Below are 18,042 nucleotides of genomic sequence, written 5' to 3' on the forward strand. Positions count from 1 at the left end.
AGATTAGGTGATAATAACGGGTATCTTGTAATGATACTTGCTGGCGGCGTGATTGGGTCATCATAAAACTCCTTACATTGCTGTTATATCAACATAGTCTAGAGTGTTTATTTTTTCAACAAAACATAGATGTCCAATTTTGTTTCATTGTAAATTAATGATCAAATAATTCACCCAACACACTTATATATAACAATTTATTAAAGATAAAAACAATTATGCCGATTAAGGTATATAAAGATAACTACAAGGTTAGTAACTTTCTTTTATGGCATGTTGATGTCTTAGCTTTTCATACCAAGCTACATGCAAGATATAACTTGTAAATAGCCTTAGCTATATTCACAATATGTATTATAAATCGGTTTTGTTCTTAACAAAACAACCTAGATTTTATTCAAAAAACCATAACCACATGAAGGTAACCTATGAAGTATTTGGGGTTTAAAAAATCATTAATTTTAGTTATTACCTGCTTACTCGTTATTGCATTATTAATAACTAGTCTTTTTTCTTACAGCTTACTAAAACAAAATGCTGTAGATGATTTAATCAAACGTGTTGAAGGCGCCATTTCAGCTGAGTCTGATGTCATTAACTCATACATCATGAAAAACTCTGAGCCAGCAAAAGCGATTGCGGAGCTTTATAAAAAATATGATTACCAAACAGGTCATGAAAAAGTAGCTGAAATAGCCGCTATTAGTAGTGGCGTTACTAAAGTGACTATTGCCTTTGAAGATGGCAGCTCTTTTGTATCTAAACCTTCGTCAGCGACTTTCCCTGGCGGTATTGGTATTAAGTCTAAATATGACCCAAGAACTCGTGCTTGGTACAAAAAAGGTATGGCTGGCTCTGGATTAGTGCTTAGCGATATATTCTTTACTAAAGAAAATGTACCAATGTTTGGTGCGACTTTCCCTATTAACGGCGGTTTAGTTTTTGCTGACATTCGTTTAGGTCAATTACAAGAAGTACTTGAAGGCGTCGATATTATGGATGGTGCTGTTGGTGTTATTGTTGATGAAAACGGCATGATCTTAGCGTCAACATCTGAATACGCCACAGTAAAAAGTAACCTATCACAAACTCCTGCTTTTTCTGGCTTTGCCTCAGATATTCTTTCACAAGCAAAGAGCATGAGTGAAACAAAAATTGACGGTAAAGAAACCTTATTATTTTCTAATCGCATCGATTTAATTGGCGATTCAAAAATGTTCTTAGTAATAGGGCTAGACAGTAAAACCGCATTTGCTTCTGTGAATAAACAAACGTCTACATTAATGACCACTATGTTATTAATCCTATTCATATCGAGCATCATATTAGTGCTGTTTTTAAATTATCTATACAAGCCAGTAATAGAGTTACGAGACGTAATTAATAACCTTGCTAGTGGTGAGCGAGATTTAACCCAACGCTTAGCCGTTGACTCTAACGATGATTTAGGTGAAATAGCGCAAGGTATCAATACCTTTATTGAGGGTCTTCAAGACAACATGCTACGTATTGAAGCGTTAACTGATGGTATTTCTACTGGCGTTGTTGAGTTACAACAACAAACAGACAAAACACGCGACGTATTATCTGAGCATGTTAATCAAACCAATGCCGTTGCTGTTTCAATGCAAGAATTAAGTTGTTCAGCACAACAAGTTGCTGCAAGCTCAACTGAAGCGGCTAACTTAGTTAACAGTGCCAACCAACGTGGTGAAACATCGCGTACTATCATCAATGGTGCTCAAAACAGTATTAGTACATTAGTAAGCGAAATTGATGGTGCAGCACAAAATGTTGAAAACATGAACCAAGAAACGAAAGACATCAACTCTGTATTGTCAGTGATTGGAAGCATTGCCGAGCAAACTAACCTACTTGCATTAAATGCTGCCATTGAAGCAGCAAGAGCCGGTGAGCAAGGTCGAGGTTTTGCCGTAGTTGCTGATGAAGTACGTGCCCTTGCTGCTCGTACCCAAGAAAGCACAAGCGAAATTGAAAGCTCTCTTGGCAAGCTAAGAGCCGGTGCTGATACTGTTGTTACCTCAATAAATAGAACAAAGGATACCAGTCAAAATACCGCCTCAGACGTCCATAAGATATCTGAAAGTACTAGTAATTTAATTCAAGAAGTTAACCAAGTTGACCAGATCAGTAGTGAAATTTCATTATCTGCCAACGAACAAAGTCGTGTAATTGACGGTATTAGTGAATCAGTTAGTAACATTCATACTATTGTTGAAGAGCTAACCGCTTCTGGTCAAGATATAGCAAGAGAAACCGATTCAATCTCTAATGTTAATAACGAGCTCACTCAAATTATTAGTCGATTTAAACTGAAATAATCAATTTAATCATATATTAATAAACAAAAGCTCTGCTAACAAATAACCTGTTATCGGAGCTTTAATTTTTTAGATGATTACCAAGAAAACAATTAGAAACTGAAAAGTTTGGAGTGAAAAGTTTGGGACACCCAAGTTTTCCAAGTATTGATTTACCTAAACAGATTTTTGTTGATTACACAGAAAACATAATAAAATACTAACTTTCAGTTTATTTACTCAAGTTACAACTTGTTCAGCCATTTTTGCTGAATTTCAGACAAGGCTAGCTGTAGTCAAGGTAGCAATTAGATTTACAGAAGTTTTTCAGCTGGAATTGACGTGAGTTAATGTTAACCAAACACACTGGTTTGCTGTCGCTGTCCACTTATCCATTTTGTATTGGTATGCATGGCAAAAGTGTTGAGTTCATCAACCGTACCAATCGCTTGACGATATTGCTTACCAAACCGTTGTGCTCACGTTAACCATTGCGCGCTAGACAAGCCTAATTGGTTCAGTATTGGCAAAGCTTGTACTGCCAAGTGACCTGCTTTATCTGCCCTCATTGTTTCACCCGTTTCTTGCACCAAGGTAAGGTAACAAGGAGAAAGCTATCCCTTTTGTGCATTGCTTTACTTCATTGCCAATAAAACCAAGCAGCGGTTTATGAGCAAATGGTTTAACTAAAATAAATTTCACAGACGCTGCCGCCACTTAGCAATTAGGATTAAAGCTACTTTTATTTCAGCCTCGCCACTGCTCTTGCCTTGTTGACACCACTCAACAAGCGGGTGATTATGATAAAGCGCCAACCAATGCTGGTACACCTCTTCATCGCTCCAACCTAAAGCCGTTTCTTCATCAACCTAACCACAAGGTGATAATGGTTAGGAAACGAATTCTATCCTCCATCCATTGACGACAGTGTTTAAAACTTTTTTGCTGCTAAGAGTAAGCATCTTTACCATAAAATAAGCACGGGGAACACAACGAGAGATTAGATGATAATAACGGGTACCTTGTAATGATACTTGCTGGCGGCGTGATTGGGTCATCAGAAAACTCCTTACGGTGTTGTTATATCAACATAGGAGTGTTTGTTTTTTCAACAAAGTATGGATGTCCCATCTTTGTCGGTTATATCAACATAGGAGTGTTTGTTTTTTTCAACAAAGTAAGGATGTCCCACCTTTGTTAAGGATGTCCCACCTTTGTTATCCCCCCATGAAAATAGCTCAACAGCGTTATTCCCTAAGTTCCTTCTTGTACAAAGCGCTCAGCTCCTTCAACATGTTTGGGCTTACCACGTACAACCAACGTGTCTTGTGCATGTAACAAGGTACTATCGTCGGGGGCTTCTGTTTCATTGTCGCCGCGTTTTAAAGAGATTACAGCTACATGCTGCTCTTCTAAATGTAAGGACCCGATACTTTTTCCGCAACTGAATGAGTTGGCGTCAATAAAAATAGCATGAACAAATTCAACTTTCTCAACACCTTCAGAGCTCATGTCTGTGTCTTCTCCCTGAAAAATGCCATATAAATGGTTGTATTGGTTTTTACGTTCTTTTTGTACTCTGCGTACAATTTTAGCAAAAGGAACTCCCGTCAATGACAAGACATGAGAAACTAACATTAAACTGCCTTCTAAACTTTCCGGTATCACTTCATTAGCACCGGCTTTTTGTAACATTTCTAAATGATCATTGTTGCGTGTGCGTACTAAAATAGGGACATTCGGCGATAAAGATCGTACTTTTTCAATAACCTCTATTGACTGTTTATCTTCGCCAAATGAAATAACCACAAGCTTTGCTTGTGATAGGTAAGCAGCGTTTAACAGCTCAGTTTTTCTTGAAGAGCCAAATAACACATTTTCACCTGCTTCACGTGCATTACGTGTACGTAATGGGTCAATATCAATGGCGATAAAGTCAATTGACTCTTGTTTTAAAAACCGGCTTACAGTTTGTCCTATTCGGCCAAACCCACAAATAATAACATGGTCTTTTAAGCTTTTATTATCAGCCAACTGTTCTAGGTCATGAGTTTGGTCTGTTTTTTCTTGACTCAAAAAAATAGACCAAGTGCGGGCGTTATCAACCATATATGGCGTAATAGCCATACTCAATACGCCTGCACCTAAAAGCATAGATGAAACATTGCTTGGTAATAGCTGCACTTGGTTGGCTAGGGCAATAAGCACAAAACCAAACTCGCCCATTTGTGCAAGCATTAGCCCTGAGGCCCAGGCATCTTTAGACAACATCCCTGCCCGACGTGCTAACACCTTAATAATAATAATTTTAGTTAACATAAAGGCGATCATTATCGCAAGTAGGCTTAAAGGGGAAGACAATAACAACCCCATATCTAGCTTCATACCAACGGTAATAAAAAACAGTCCTAATAAAATATCTCGGTACGGCCTAATGGCGGCTTCTAACTGGTGCTTGTACTGGCTTTCTCCTAGCATCATTCCCGCTAAAAATGCGCCTAATGCCATAGATAAGCCAAACCATTGCGTTAAAGCTGAAGCTAACAAGGTAACTAACAATGTGGTTAAAACAAAAAGCTCATCGGAACGTACACTAGCAATTGTGGTAAATATTTTAGGTAACAACCATTTACCAACAAACAATAGCAGGCTAACTACTACAACGCCTTTTAGCATAGCAATAACAAGCGTTAATGCCATTGATGTGTCACCTTCAACTGCCAGCATGGGAATAATAATTAAAAATGGCACAACTGCAACATCTTGGAATAACAGAATAGCAACAGACAATTGCCCAGATTTTCGCTTCATTGCGCCTGTTTCGCTTAACTGCCGAATAACAATGGCAGTAGATGACAAAGTAAGAATACTGCCCACAACAAACGCCGACGCAAAACTAAGCCCTAACAACATGCTTGCGGCCATAAACACCAGCAGAGATATGGTCACTTGTAAACTACCAACAGCTAAAACCAGATGCCGCATCGCCATTAAACGCGGAAGTGAAAACTCTAAACCTAAAGTGAATAGTAAAAATACAATACCAAGTTCAGCAAAATGGTCATAGTCTAATTGCCCGTGAGCTAGGCTTAAACCATGTTCACCTACTAGCATTCCAGCCACTAAATAAGCCAGAATTGCCGGTAAATTTAAACGACGAAATAACCAAACAATAAGCACTGCGCTAAATAATATGGCTAATATTTCAAAATAACCGCTCACATGCATTCCTTAAAAAATAATTAACCTATTGCCACATGACAATTTTTTGCCGCCAACTTACTGACAGGTATGGCTTTATAATACACGAACGATTGCTAAACACTCAATAAAAATTATCTACCATTAATTTTATATCCAGCTATATCAATAGCTTAGATGAAAAATAAAGACTTAATTAATGGAGTTGAAGAAGATACTCTTACTTTGGAGTGATTCTTGCTTAACTAAAGCAAGTAATAATAAATTCATCTACTTACACTTTAAGAGGCGGAAGTATGCAAACATTGAATATACTTGAAAGTAGTGTTCCTACCTTTAATACACTGAATGTATTAACGGGCAACAATAAGATGACCACTAATAATAAATCAAGTTTATTAGAGCAACTTCAAACAACACTTTCATTAGACAAGTTACTTGAGATTTTTGCTATGGAAGCCGCTCGTTACATAAAATTTTCAGGTTTATACTTTAAAAGCAAAACGGTTAGTAAAACATTGCGCGGTAGTCGTAAAGCAAAGAATGAACGTCTGTTTGAACTTAAGTTGAATGATGTATTTCTTGGTACGCTAAGCTACAGTATTGAGCAGCCAACAAGTATGCAGCACTACAAAGACTTACAACGCATTCATAAAGTACTACTCTACCCCCTGAACAACGCCTTGCAATACCATCAAGCAATACAACTTGCTCGCCAAGACCCTTTAACGGAACTCGGTAACCGGAGATATTTTGATGAACAACTTAAGCGGGCAATGCACAATGCTAACCGCCACCATGTTCAGGTTGGTTTAGTATTAGGTGATTTAAATAAATTTAAGGCGATTAACGACACTTATGGCCATAATACGGGCGATGAGGTATTGATTCAGTTTGCCACTATTTTACGTTCTTGTGTTCGTGACTCTGATAGCATTTTTCGCTTTGGCGGGGATGAATTTGCCATTATTGTGGAAAACGCGAGTGATAACGCTTTAGATATTATACAACAAAGAATTAACGATTATTTAAAAAGCAATATTGTTTTGTCTAAATATGAAGTGAACTGTAGCTTAGGAACGGCCTTTATGAACAGAGCTGACAGCGAACGTAGCTTTTTTGAACGCGCTGATCAAGCGCTATATCGTGATAAAATAAGCAGCCAAAAATGTTTGAGTATAGTGTAAATTAATTGAGTTTAGTTTGACTTCATTAATGAATAAAAAAGCTTTATATACTTTTACATAAAGCTTTTTAGCGTAACTTTATCGTTTCTTTTTTATTTTTGTATTGTACTTTTTATTCGCTGTGCGAGGCATTTGCTTTTTCTTTTTAAGCGCTTGATTTTTATCCTGATTTGCTCGGTATCGATTTTTGCTCGCCCGTTTTATATTTTTTTGCTGATGGGCTAGTGTTTCGTCTTGCTTTAGTTCATAACCGGGCACAATAATTCGTTCAAAGCGACGCTCAATCAGTGCTTCTATATTTTCTAGAAAACGTTCATCTTTAGGGCTTACTAATGAAATAGCAGTGCCCGACTTACCCGCACGGCCTGTTCGGCCAACACGATGTACATAGTCTTCAGCCAAAAACGGTAAATGGAAATTAACCACATAAGCTAAATTTTCAATGTCTAATCCACGTGCTGCAACGTCGGTTGCAACAAGCACCCTCACCTTACCTTCACTAAAGTCACTAAGGGCTTTATTTCGTGCTCCTTGCGTTTTATCACCATGGCACAGCGCTGCTTTTATGCCATCCAGTTTTAACTCTTTTGCAAGCGTATTAGCGCTGTCTTTGGTACCAGCAAAAACAAGCACTTGCTGCCAATTATTAACCCCGATTAACTCTGACAATAATTCACGTTTCCTTGCTTCACTTACCCAATAAACAGACTGTTTTACTTTTCCTGATGTGGAGTTTTGCTTGGCAACTCCTAACGTTTTTGGTGTTGTGAGTAATGATTTAGCAAGTGATTTAACTTTGTTTGAGTAGGTTGCTGAAAACATCAAGGTTTGATGCTTTTGTTTCACTGCTAAGCTTAGTTTTTCAATATCTGCTAGAAAGCCCATATCTAACATGCGATCTGCTTCATCAAGCACAAGGTACTGTACTTGCGATAAATTTACATGACGTAAATTCAAGTGCTCTAATAATCGTCCAGGTGTTGCCACCAAAACATCTACCCCTTGTTTTAACAAGTTAGTTTGTGATGCCATTTTACCGCCACCATAAATTACCCCAACTTTTAACGGTAAAAACTGGCTATACGCCGTCATATTCTCAGCTACTTGTGCTGCTAATTCTCGCGTGGGCGTTAGCACTAATGCTTGTATGTTTCGTCCCGTGTAATTATCAAGGGTTGATGCGTTTTTTGCTAGCGCGTCTAATATCGGTAAACTAAAAGCGGCAGTTTTTCCGGTTCCGGTTTGTGCGCTTGCTAATAAATCACTACCTGAGCGAATAATAGGGATCGCCTGTTGTTGAATGGGCGTTAAGTTTTTATAACCACATTCTTTAACCGCTTTTAATAAATTGGCCGATAAACCAATAGCATCAACACTCATACATCACCTAACAAAACTAAACACAAAATAAGGTTGCGAATTATATACTGATACTGTGCTAACGCATAATACAGTTTGTAAATATCCACACCATTATAAAATAATCAAAAAAAACCCTAACAATTATGCATTGTTAGGGTTGTATTACATTAATTACTAGCGGTAAAAGCTAATAATTACACTGCAAAAGTCGAGCTTTATAAAAGCGCCGACAAAATATTATTTAAAGTATCGCTAGAGCGCATTGCTTTTTCAGCTTTCGCTGGGTCAGCAAAGTAGTAGCCGCCAATATCCATGGCTGGACCTTGTGCACCATTTAATTCGCCAACGATTTTTTCTTCTTGCTTAACTAAAGCTTGAGCAACACCAGTAAAGGCTGTTTTTAGCTCGCCGTCACTTGTTTGCTCGGCTAAAGCTTTTGCCCAGTACATAGCAAGGTAAAAATGACTACCACGGTTGTCTAATTCACCTACTTTACGTGATGGTGATTTGTTGCTATCTAAAAACTCACCGGTTGCTTTATCTAAGGTGTCGGCTAAAACCTGTGCTTTCGCATTGCCCGTTGTTACGCTTAGGTGCTCTAAAGAAGCTGCTAATGCTAAAAACTCACCTAATGAGTCCCAACGTAAGTGGTTTTCTTTTTCAAACTGTTGCACATGTTTCGGAGCACTACCACCGGCACCCGTTTCAAATAAACCACCACCATTCATTAGAGGTACAATAGACAGCATTTTTGCACTCGTGCCTAACTCTAAAATTGGGAATAAATCCGTTAAATAGTCACGTAAAACGTTACCTGTTACCGAAATTGTGTCTTCACCTTTTAAAAGACGCTCTAATGTAAAGTTACACGCATCAATTGGGTTAAGGATTCTAATATCTAAGCCGGTAGTGTCGTAGTTAGCTAAGTAAGCATTAACCTTTTTGATCATTTCTCTGTCATGGGCACGGTTTTCGTCTAACCAGAAAACAGCTGGCATACCTGATGCTTTCGCACGTGTTATCGCTAATTTTACCCAGTCTTGAATAGGTAAATCTTTCGCTTGACACATACGCCATAAATCACCGGCTTCAACTTCATGCGATAATAACGTTGTGCCAAGCGCATCAACCACACGTACTGTACCTTTTTCGTCCATCACAAAGGTTTTATCGTGTGAACCATATTCTTCTGCTTTTTGTGCCATTAAGCCAACATTCGGCACTGTGCCCATTGTGGTGGGATCGAAAGCACCATGTTTTTTACAAAAATCAAAAACAGCTTGAAAAACACCCGCATAACAACGATCAGGAATCATTGCTTTTGTATCTTTTAACTGACCATCAGGCCCCCACATTTGACCAGAAGAGCGCAATGTTGCAGGCATAGAAGCGTCAATAATAACATCGCTAGGTACATGTAAGTTAGTAATGCCTTTGTCTGAATCAACCATAGCAAGCGCTGGACGATTAGCAAAAACTGCTGCTAAGTCAGCTTCAATTTCAGCTTTTTGCGCTTCAGGTAAACGCGAAATTTTACCATAAACATCACCAATACCATTGTTGGCATCAACACCTAATTGCTCAAATATTTCTGCATGTTTTTCAAATACATCTGCATAAAATACTTTAACAGCATGGCCAAAAATAACCGGGTCTGATACTTTCATCATGGTTGCTTTTAAGTGCAAAGACAATAACACATCTTCTTTTTTAGCATCTTCAATAGCTTGTTGATAAAACTCAACTAATGCTGACTTACTTAAAACTGATGAATCAATAATTTCACCCGTTAATAAAGCTAAGTTATCTTTTAAAACTTTCACACTGCCGTCTGGGGCAACAAATTCAATCTTGGCATTGGTTGCATAATTAATTGTGGTAGATTGCTCAGAGTCGTAAAAGTCACCACTTGTCATGCTCGCTACATGTGAAGCCGATTCACTTGACCAAGCGCCCATTGAATGCGGGTTTTTGCGCGCATATTGTTTTACTGAAGCTGGCGCACGTCGATCTGAGTTACCTTCACGAAGCACTGGGTTTACCGCACTACCTTTAATTTTGTCATAGGTATACTTGATGGATTTCTCTGCTTCGTTTTGTGCTTCTTCTGGGTAGTTTGGTACTGCATACCCTTTTGCTTGTAGTTCTTTAATTACTGCTTGTAATTGTGGAACTGAAGCACTTATATTTGGTAACTTAATAATGTTAGCGCTAGGGTCACTTACCATTTCCCCTAATTCAGCTAAAGCATCATTAATGCGCTGCTCTTTTGTTAAGTATTTTGGAAAACTAGCTAGCACACGACCAGCTAAAGAAATATCGCGCGTTTCAACATTAATACCAGAAGAGGCGGTATAGGCTTGAATAATAGGTAATAATGAATAAGTTGCTAAGGCTGGTGCCTCATCGGTAATAGTATAAATAATTTTTGAGTTATCAGTGCTCATGAGTTTCCTACTTTATTTAACTTGAGTCGATTAGCTAATTCAAAGGCTAATCGTTAATATTTAACATGTATTTATCGCGCGATATAATATAATAATTCACAACGTATTAATATAGCTAAGCACCTGCTGCTATTTCGTTACCACCACTGAAACAAGGTCAAAATGAGCAACAACAACGGCCCTACAGGCTATAGAGTAAAACGACGCAAAGAGGTACGACCAGAGAAAAATAAGCGTAAGGTTGTGCTATTTAACAAGCCTTTTGATGTTTTATGTCAATTTACCGATGAAAAGCACCAAGGCCAACAGCAACGAAAAACATTAAAAGACTATATTCCTATCAACAATGTCTATGCCGCAGGCCGTTTAGATAGGGATAGCGAAGGTTTATTAGTACTAACAAATGACGGAAAGTTACAGCACAAAATAACCAACCCAAAAAATAAAACAGCCAAAACCTATTGGGTTCAAGTAGAAGGCAGCCCTACACACAGCGACTTAGCTAAACTGCGTAGTGGTGTAATGCTTAAAGACGGTAAAACTTTACCGGCGAAAGTAAAGTTAATGGAACCTCCTAACCTATGGCAGCGTAATCCTCCCATCAGAGAGCGCGCTAACATTCCTACTACCTGGCTTGAAATAACAATTACAGAGGGACGTAATCGCCAAGTAAGGCGAATGACAGCTAACATAGGCTTTCCGACGCTGCGCTTAATACGTTTCTCTATTGGCCAATGGACAATAAGTAATATTGATAATGGCGCATATAAGGTTATTGATTAATGCGATTAAGTGTTCGTGATTAAACTACCTATTTAATCACGATAATGAGCGTGTTATAATACTGCGCATTTTTTAAACCTTTGTTAAGACGTCTTTTTCAAGGTTATATCTATTATTATTTTTCAAGGTAAGAGTTTTTTCCATGGCCAACGAGCTTCAAGTTCCAAAAAACAGTACACCTGAACACACCTCACCACAAGACATCAAAGTGATTGTTGGTATGTCTGGTGGTGTCGACTCTTCTGTATCTGCCTATTTATTATTAGAACAAGGTTATCAAGTGGAAGGCTTGTTCATGAAAAACTGGGAAGAAGATGACACTGATGAATACTGCGCTGCGGCACAAGATTTAGAAGATGCACAAGCAATTTGTGACAAATTACAAATTAAATTACACACCATTAATTTTGCCACTGAATATTGGGATAACGTATTTGAATATTTTTTAGCAGAATATAAAGCCGGTAGAACACCAAACCCTGACATCATGTGTAACAAAGAAATAAAATTCAAAGCCTTCTTAGAGTTTGCGTGTGAAGATTTAGGTGCTGATTATATTGCTACAGGTCATTATGTACAACGCCGGCTAACCAATGGCCATTGGACCATGGTTCGCGGTTTAGACAATAATAAGGATCAAAGTTACTTCTTATATACCTTAGATGAAAAGCAGCTGTCGCACACTTTGTTTCCAGTTGGGGCTATTGAAAAGCCGCAAGTACGTGCTATTGCTGAAAAAGCTGGGTTAGTGACCCACAATAAAAAAGACAGCACTGGTATTTGCTTTATTGGTGAGCGCAAGTTTAAAGACTTTTTAGGGCAATACTTGCCCGCACAACCTGGCATCATTGAGTCTGCCGAAGGTGAGGCTATCGGTCATCATGACGGCTTAATGTACCATACCTTAGGGCAACGTAAAGGTTTACGTATAGGTGGTTTAGCTAACGCAGGCGAAGAGCCTTGGTATGTAGTAGAGAAAGATTTACTACGCAATGTATTGGTTGTTGGACAGGGACATAACCACCCCCGTCTCTTCTCAAAAGGGTTAATTGCCAATCAATTACACTGGGTAAACCGTCAACCATTAACGGGTCCCCTTTCATGTACAGTAAAAACCCGTTATAGGCAAGATGATGTCGCCTGCACAGTTACGGCATTAGCGCCCAACACTGAAAGCTCAGATGATAACAGTTTACAATATAAAGTTGACTTCAACGAGCCGCAAAGTTCAGTTACACCGGGTCAGTCCGTCGTGTTTTATCAAGGTGATGTTTGCCTTGGTGGTGGTATTATCAACACACTTATTCGCTAATATTTGGCTAAACACTAGCAACCCAATACTCATAACTTACTACTGTAATTAGAACATAAATGAATGACCAAACAATAACCTTAGCCGCTATTTTTCAGGCCGCTTATTTTGTCCAGCAAGTGTCTCGTAAGGGGCAAATAGACGAAAATGAACTTGCTTTAACAATGCATACTATTACCGTAACCTCACCCAACAATACCTTAGACGTATTTGGCGGTGAATTAACAAATGTAAAAAAAGGGTTACAGCTATTAGTTAGTCACTTAGGTGATACAAACAACACTCATAGCAGCCGAGAAGGTAATAAAAGCAAAGATCCTGAGCTAACGCGCTATATTCTTAGTTTAATTAACCTTGAACGAAAACTTGCCAAAAAGCCCAAAAACTTGGCCAGTTTAGGTGCACGTATTGAAGACAGCAAAAGGCAAATAGAACATTACAGTATTACCAGTGACACCCTAATTGCAAGCTTTGCCAGTATTTACAGTGATATTATCAGCCCTTTAGGTGCCCCTATTCAAGTAACGGGTGAGCCAAGCATATTAAAACAAACCGCTAACCAGCACAAAATTAGAGCATTACTCCTTGCTGGTATACGCGCCACAGTATTGTGGCGCCAAGTGGGCGGTAAGCGCAGAAATATATTTTTTAATCGAAGTAAAATAGTAAAAATAGCCCAACAATATTTAAATACCCTGTGAGCTATTAATAGCAGTACCTTGACTACATGTTCATCACATATTTTAAACTAAGTGTAACTAATACTTGAAAACACAAGTGCTAGATAAGCTTTGCAATATAAATTTTAACCTAGGAAAACATCATGGAACTTTCAGCGTTAACAGCAATATCACCAGTAGACGGTCGATACGGCAGCAAAACAAGTGACTTACGCCCTATTTTTAGTGAGTTTGGTTTAACCAAATACCGTGTCACTGTTGAAGTGCGTTGGCTACAAAAACTCAGTGCCACTAAAGCGATTGCAGAAGTCCCTGTTTTTAGTGAAGCAGCCAATACTGTGCTAAATAACATTGTCTCAAACTTTAACGAAGAAGACGCGTTACGCATTAAAAACATTGAAGCAACAACAAATCACGATGTTAAAGCCGTTGAGTATTTCTTAAAAGAAAAAATTGCCGACAATGCTGAGTTAAATGCCGTTACTGAATTTATTCACTTTGCTTGTACTTCTGAAGATATTAATAACCTTTCTCATGGTTTAATGCTAAAAGAATGTAATGAACAGGTATTACTACCTGCCATGGATGAAATTCTTGCCGAAATTAAAGCACTGGCCGTAGCATATAAAGCAATTCCTATGATGTGTCGTACGCATGGACAACCAGCATCACCAAGTACATTAGGTAAGGAAATGGCCAATGTTTATGTGCGTTTACAACGTCAACGTAAGCAAATTGCCGACGTAGAAATACTGGGTAAAATAAATGGTGCTGTTGGTAATTACAATGCACATTTAAGTGCTTACCCTGAAGTGGACTGGCATCAATTTGCCCAAGAGTTTGTTACTTCATTAGGGTTAACATGGAACGCATTTACCACACAAATTGAACCACATGACTATATTGCTGAACTATTTGACGCTGTTGCGCGCTTCAATACCATTTTAATTGACTTTGACCGTGATATTTGGGGATATATTGCCTTAGGCCACTTTAAACAAAAAACCATCGCTGGCGAAATTGGCTCGTCCACCATGCCACATAAAGTTAACCCTATTGATTTTGAAAACTCTGAAGGTAACTTAGGCATTGCTAACGCAATATTTGGCCACCTCGCGCAAAAACTGCCTATTTCTCGCTGGCAACGTGACTTAACTGACTCAACAGTTTTACGTAACCTCGGGGTTGGCTTTGGCCATGCTATTATTGCTTATCAGTCGACCCTTAAAGGTATTAGTAAGTTAGAAGTCAATGAGGAAAGCCTTGCCAGTGAACTTGATGGTAACTGGGAAGTGCTCGCTGAGCCAGTACAAACCGTTATGCGCCGTTATGGCATTGAAAAACCTTACGAAAAACTCAAAGAATTAACTCGTGGTAAGCGCGTTAATGGCGACTCAATGCGTGAGTTTATCAACGGTCTTGACTTACCTGACCCAGTTAAAGCAGAGTTGTGTTTATTAACACCCGCAAGTTATATCGGCCGTGCTGTATCATTTATTGATGAGTTATCATAAAAGATACCTAGCTGGTTAATAGTTAACCAGCTTAATTTATTAATACAAGCGTTAAAATTATCACGGTTAATAAAAAAGAAGACTTAGGTCTTCTTTTTTATTACTGCACCTAACTATATTCAAACAGCAATGGAAGTAATATAGAGTGGCTATGTTTAATCAATTTCGCTTGTGTTAAGCGCGCTTATGAAGCGCAAAGCTAGCACTAAACTTAATGGACTTTGTCTTACACACCACAGGCATAAGCCAAGGCTTTATTCTTTATAACACTATTTAGCACTGGTAGCTTGTTTATCGCCAATAAACTAACATTCCTTAACGTGTGCACCAAGGGGGATGGATGGCTAAAAGCATGGTATAAAACATCCATTGTAGACTGCATTAACAAATTATCATTGCGCCTTGTTTTTTCATAGCGAGCTAACACTGCATTATTATGCCAACATTCACCTTCAGCAATAGCATTAGCAATAATAGTTTGTAGTGCTTGAACATCTTTAAAACCTAAATTCACTCCCTGACCTGCCATTGGGTTGATAGTGTGTGCCGCATCACCGAGCAATAATACACGGTTTTTTTGATAGGTATTAGCATGGCGTCGGGTGAGCGGAAAAGCCCCTTTTGCTAGCACCTCTACCGGCCCTAACCTTTTTGGAAATGTTGACAATACCGCTTGTTGTAACTGCTTATTTGATAAGGCTGACAAACGTTTAATTTCATCTCGTTGGTGGTACCAAACTAATGAGGCATAACCGCCAGACGCCCCTTGCGTTGAAGGGTTTTTATCATTGGCTGTGTTTTTTAGCAAGGGTAAAAAAGCAACCGGCCCTGTTGGTAGGTATTGTTGCCAGGTAATATTTTGTTGCGGTAATGCTGTTTTAACATTAATGAGCATGGCTGACTGCTGATAGTCCCATGAAGTTACCCCTATATTTACTAAATCACGCACCTGAGAGTTAGCACCATCTGCCGCGATTACTAGCTTAGCCGTGACAGTGGTGTTTTCTAAAACTAGCGTCGCTTGTTCTTGGTTTTGTGACAAGGACACCAGTTTTTCAGGGCAAAATATATTAATATTTCCCTGTTGTTTTATTTGTTGCCATAAAGCTAACTGTAATAATCGATTTTCAACAATATGCCCTAAATGGTTTTGCTGTATGTCTTTAGCATTAAACTCTGTATAAGCATATGCTTGCTCCCAAACACCGAGTCGCTTATAGGGGCAAGCTCGCCATTGTGTTACTTGTGACCAAGCGCCTAATTGCTCTAATAAATATTGAGACGCTAACGATATGGCAGAAACACGTAAATCAAACTGCTGTTCTGGGGTGAATTCCTTAGGCTCATACTGTTCAACCAAGGCAACGGTTAAACCAAGCTGTGCTAGTGCTAGCGCACTTGCTCCGCCCACCATGCCACCACCAATAACTACACAATCAAAATTTTTCATGCACCACCAATTTCTCTTAAAAGCCAATACAAGTTATTGTATCGAAGCAGCTTAGTTAAACCTAGCAATATTGCTGAGAAATTAATTTATCTAAACAGTACGGAGTTTGCTCGAATGTTTACTTTATTTAAGGTAAAATGCGCCTCCTTTATCGATATATTAATAAGTATTCAACGTAAACTGGTTAATAGCGGTGTCGATTATAATCATTAAGCGAATAAGTAAGAGTAAAATAAATGAGTAAAAAGCTATATATCAAAACTTGGGGCTGTCAAATGAACGAGTATGACTCGCAAAAAATGGCTGAACTACTAGACTCAACTCATGGTTTTGAGCTAGCGCAAGAAGCTGAAGATGCTGATGTTATTTTACTCAATACCTGCTCTATTCGTGAAAAAGCACAAGAAAAAGTTTTTCACCAACTTGGCCGTTGGAAAAAGCTAAAAGATCACAAACCCGATTTAGTGATTGGCGTTGGTGGCTGCGTAGCCTCACAAGAAGGTGATGCGATTCGTCGACGCGCGCCCTTTGTTGATATGGTTTTTGGCCCACAAACCTTGCACCGTTTACCTGAAATGTTCAACCAGTTACAACGTAGTAGCAACCCCATTGTTGACGTTAGCTTTCCTGAAATTGAAAAATTTGACCGTTTACCAGAGCCCAAAGCTGATGGTCCCACTGCTTTTGTCTCAATAATGGAAGGTTGCAGTAAATACTGTTCTTTTTGTGTAGTACCTTATACACGTGGTGAAGAGGTAAGCCGGCCACTTGATGACGTATTATACGAAATAGCACAACTGGCTGAGCAAAATGTAAGAGAAGTAAACTTACTTGGCCAAAATGTCAATGCTTACCGTGGTGAAATGCACGACGGCAGTATTTGCCGTTTTGCCGATTTAGTGCGTTTAGTGGCTACTATTGACGGTATTGACCGTATTCGCTACACCACCTCACATCCAGTTGAATTTACCGATGATATTATAGACGCTTATGCTGATGTGCCAGAGTTAGTGAACCATTTACACCTGCCTGTACAAAGTGGCTGCGACAGAATTTTAACGCAAATGAAACGTGGCCATACGGCCATTGAGTACAAATCACAAATTCGTAAATTAAAAAAGGTTCGTCCTGATCTTTGCATGTCATCAGACTTTATTATCGGCTTCCCAGGTGAAACTGATGATGATTTTATGGATACTATGAACTTAATTGAAGCGGTTAATTTTGACTTAAGCTTTAGTTTTATTTACAGCGCACGTCCTGGTACACCCGCTGCTGACTTACCTGACGACATTAGCGATGAAACCAAAAAACAACGTTTAGCTTTATTACAAGATAAAATAACGCACCAAGCATTGCGCATTGCCAGACAAATGCTGAACACTGAACAACGTATTTTAGTTGAAGGGCCTTCAAAGAAAAACCCAATGGAGTTACGCGGAAAAACTGAAAACAATCGCACCGTTAACTTTGTTGCGCCACACTCAGTCATAGGACAATTTGTTGATGTAAAAATCACAGATGTGTATGCGAATTCATTACGTGGCGAGTTAATTCGTCAAGAAAGCGAAATGGGGCTTCGCATTGCCCACTCTCCAGCTGATATATTAGCCAATAACCATCATAAAACATCACAAACCATAACACATAATACTGATGATTTAGGTGTTGCTACTTACACACCTTAATATTATAAACGATTAACATTAATGGAAGATATTTTGACCGTACAATCAAAAGAGCACCCGAATAAACAAGTAAACAATAAAGATAACCACGAATTTC

General features: G+C 38.7%; 11 protein-coding genes. 7 read left to right on the plus strand and 4 right to left on the minus strand.

Translation table 11 applies throughout. The features are described 5' to 3' along the window. Positions 1–428 precede the first annotated feature (428 nt). On the plus strand, positions 429–2,342 hold the full coding sequence (locus tag AC0UA9_RS09895) for a methyl-accepting chemotaxis protein (RefSeq protein WP_475659626.1): 1,914 nt from the start codon (positions 429–431) through the stop codon (positions 2,340–2,342). Between the two features lie 1,233 nt (positions 2,343–3,575). On the opposite strand, the gene AC0UA9_RS09900 is transcribed toward AC0UA9_RS09895, so the two are convergent. Further along, complete coding sequence (locus AC0UA9_RS09900; RefSeq protein WP_475659628.1) at positions 3,576–5,549, minus strand: monovalent cation:proton antiporter family protein; 1,974 nt, start codon at positions 5,547–5,549, stop codon at positions 3,576–3,578. 269 nt (positions 5,550–5,818) lie between these two features. Between AC0UA9_RS09900 and AC0UA9_RS09905 the strand changes: the two genes are divergently transcribed. Continuing rightward, positions 5,819–6,709 carry a GGDEF domain-containing protein gene (locus tag AC0UA9_RS09905; RefSeq protein WP_475659629.1) on the plus strand — a complete coding sequence of 297 codons (891 nt, stop codon included), beginning with the start codon at positions 5,819–5,821 and terminating at the stop codon, positions 6,707–6,709. A 78-nt stretch (positions 6,710–6,787) separates the two neighbouring features. Here AC0UA9_RS09905 and AC0UA9_RS09910 read toward each other — a convergent pair whose 3' ends face one another. Together AC0UA9_RS09910 and AC0UA9_RS09915 are read right to left on the minus strand one after the other, a co-directional pair. Beyond that, the gene (locus tag AC0UA9_RS09910; protein ID WP_475659630.1) at positions 6,788–8,089 is read right to left on the minus strand and encodes a DEAD/DEAH box helicase; all 1,302 of its coding nucleotides are present in this window, start codon (positions 8,087–8,089) and stop codon (positions 6,788–6,790) included. 197 nt (positions 8,090–8,286) lie between these two features. Beyond that, complete coding sequence (locus tag AC0UA9_RS09915) at positions 8,287–10,518, minus strand: NADP-dependent isocitrate dehydrogenase (protein WP_475659631.1); 2,232 nt, start codon at positions 10,516–10,518, stop codon at positions 8,287–8,289. 162 nt (positions 10,519–10,680) lie between these two features. Here AC0UA9_RS09915 and AC0UA9_RS09920 point away from each other — a divergent pair, with 162 nt between their 5' ends. The 4 genes from AC0UA9_RS09920 (at position 10,681) to purB (ending at position 14,807) form a co-directional block, all read left to right on the plus strand. After that, on the plus strand, positions 10,681–11,301 hold the full coding sequence (locus tag AC0UA9_RS09920; RefSeq protein ID WP_475659632.1) for a pseudouridine synthase: 621 nt from the start codon (positions 10,681–10,683) through the stop codon (positions 11,299–11,301). A gap of 220 nt (positions 11,302–11,521) precedes the next feature. Continuing rightward, the gene (mnmA, locus tag AC0UA9_RS09925) at positions 11,522–12,613 is read left to right on the plus strand and encodes a tRNA 2-thiouridine(34) synthase MnmA (protein WP_475659882.1); all 1,092 of its coding nucleotides are present in this window, start codon (positions 11,522–11,524) and stop codon (positions 12,611–12,613) included. A 59-nt stretch (positions 12,614–12,672) separates the two neighbouring features. Further along, a complete protein-coding gene (gene hflD, locus AC0UA9_RS09930) occupies positions 12,673–13,314 on the plus strand; it encodes a high frequency lysogenization protein HflD (RefSeq protein ID WP_475659633.1) in 642 nt (213 codons plus the stop codon). A gap of 122 nt (positions 13,315–13,436) precedes the next feature. Continuing rightward, positions 13,437–14,807, plus strand: a complete 1,371-nt coding sequence (gene purB, locus AC0UA9_RS09935) for an adenylosuccinate lyase (protein WP_475659634.1) — start codon at positions 13,437–13,439, stop codon at positions 14,805–14,807. A gap of 226 nt (positions 14,808–15,033) precedes the next feature. Here the strand turns inward: purB and AC0UA9_RS09940 are convergent, their stop codons facing one another. Then, on the minus strand, positions 15,034–16,257 hold the full coding sequence (locus AC0UA9_RS09940) for an FAD-dependent monooxygenase (protein ID WP_475659636.1): 1,224 nt from the start codon (positions 16,255–16,257) through the stop codon (positions 15,034–15,036). Between the two features lie 236 nt (positions 16,258–16,493). Here AC0UA9_RS09940 and miaB point away from each other — a divergent pair, with 236 nt between their 5' ends. Continuing rightward, the gene (miaB, locus tag AC0UA9_RS09945; protein WP_475659638.1) at positions 16,494–17,945 is read left to right on the plus strand and encodes a tRNA (N6-isopentenyl adenosine(37)-C2)-methylthiotransferase MiaB; all 1,452 of its coding nucleotides are present in this window, start codon (positions 16,494–16,496) and stop codon (positions 17,943–17,945) included. Positions 17,946–18,042 lie beyond the last annotated feature (97 nt).

Source organism: Colwellia sp. F1 (assembly GCF_056238625.1).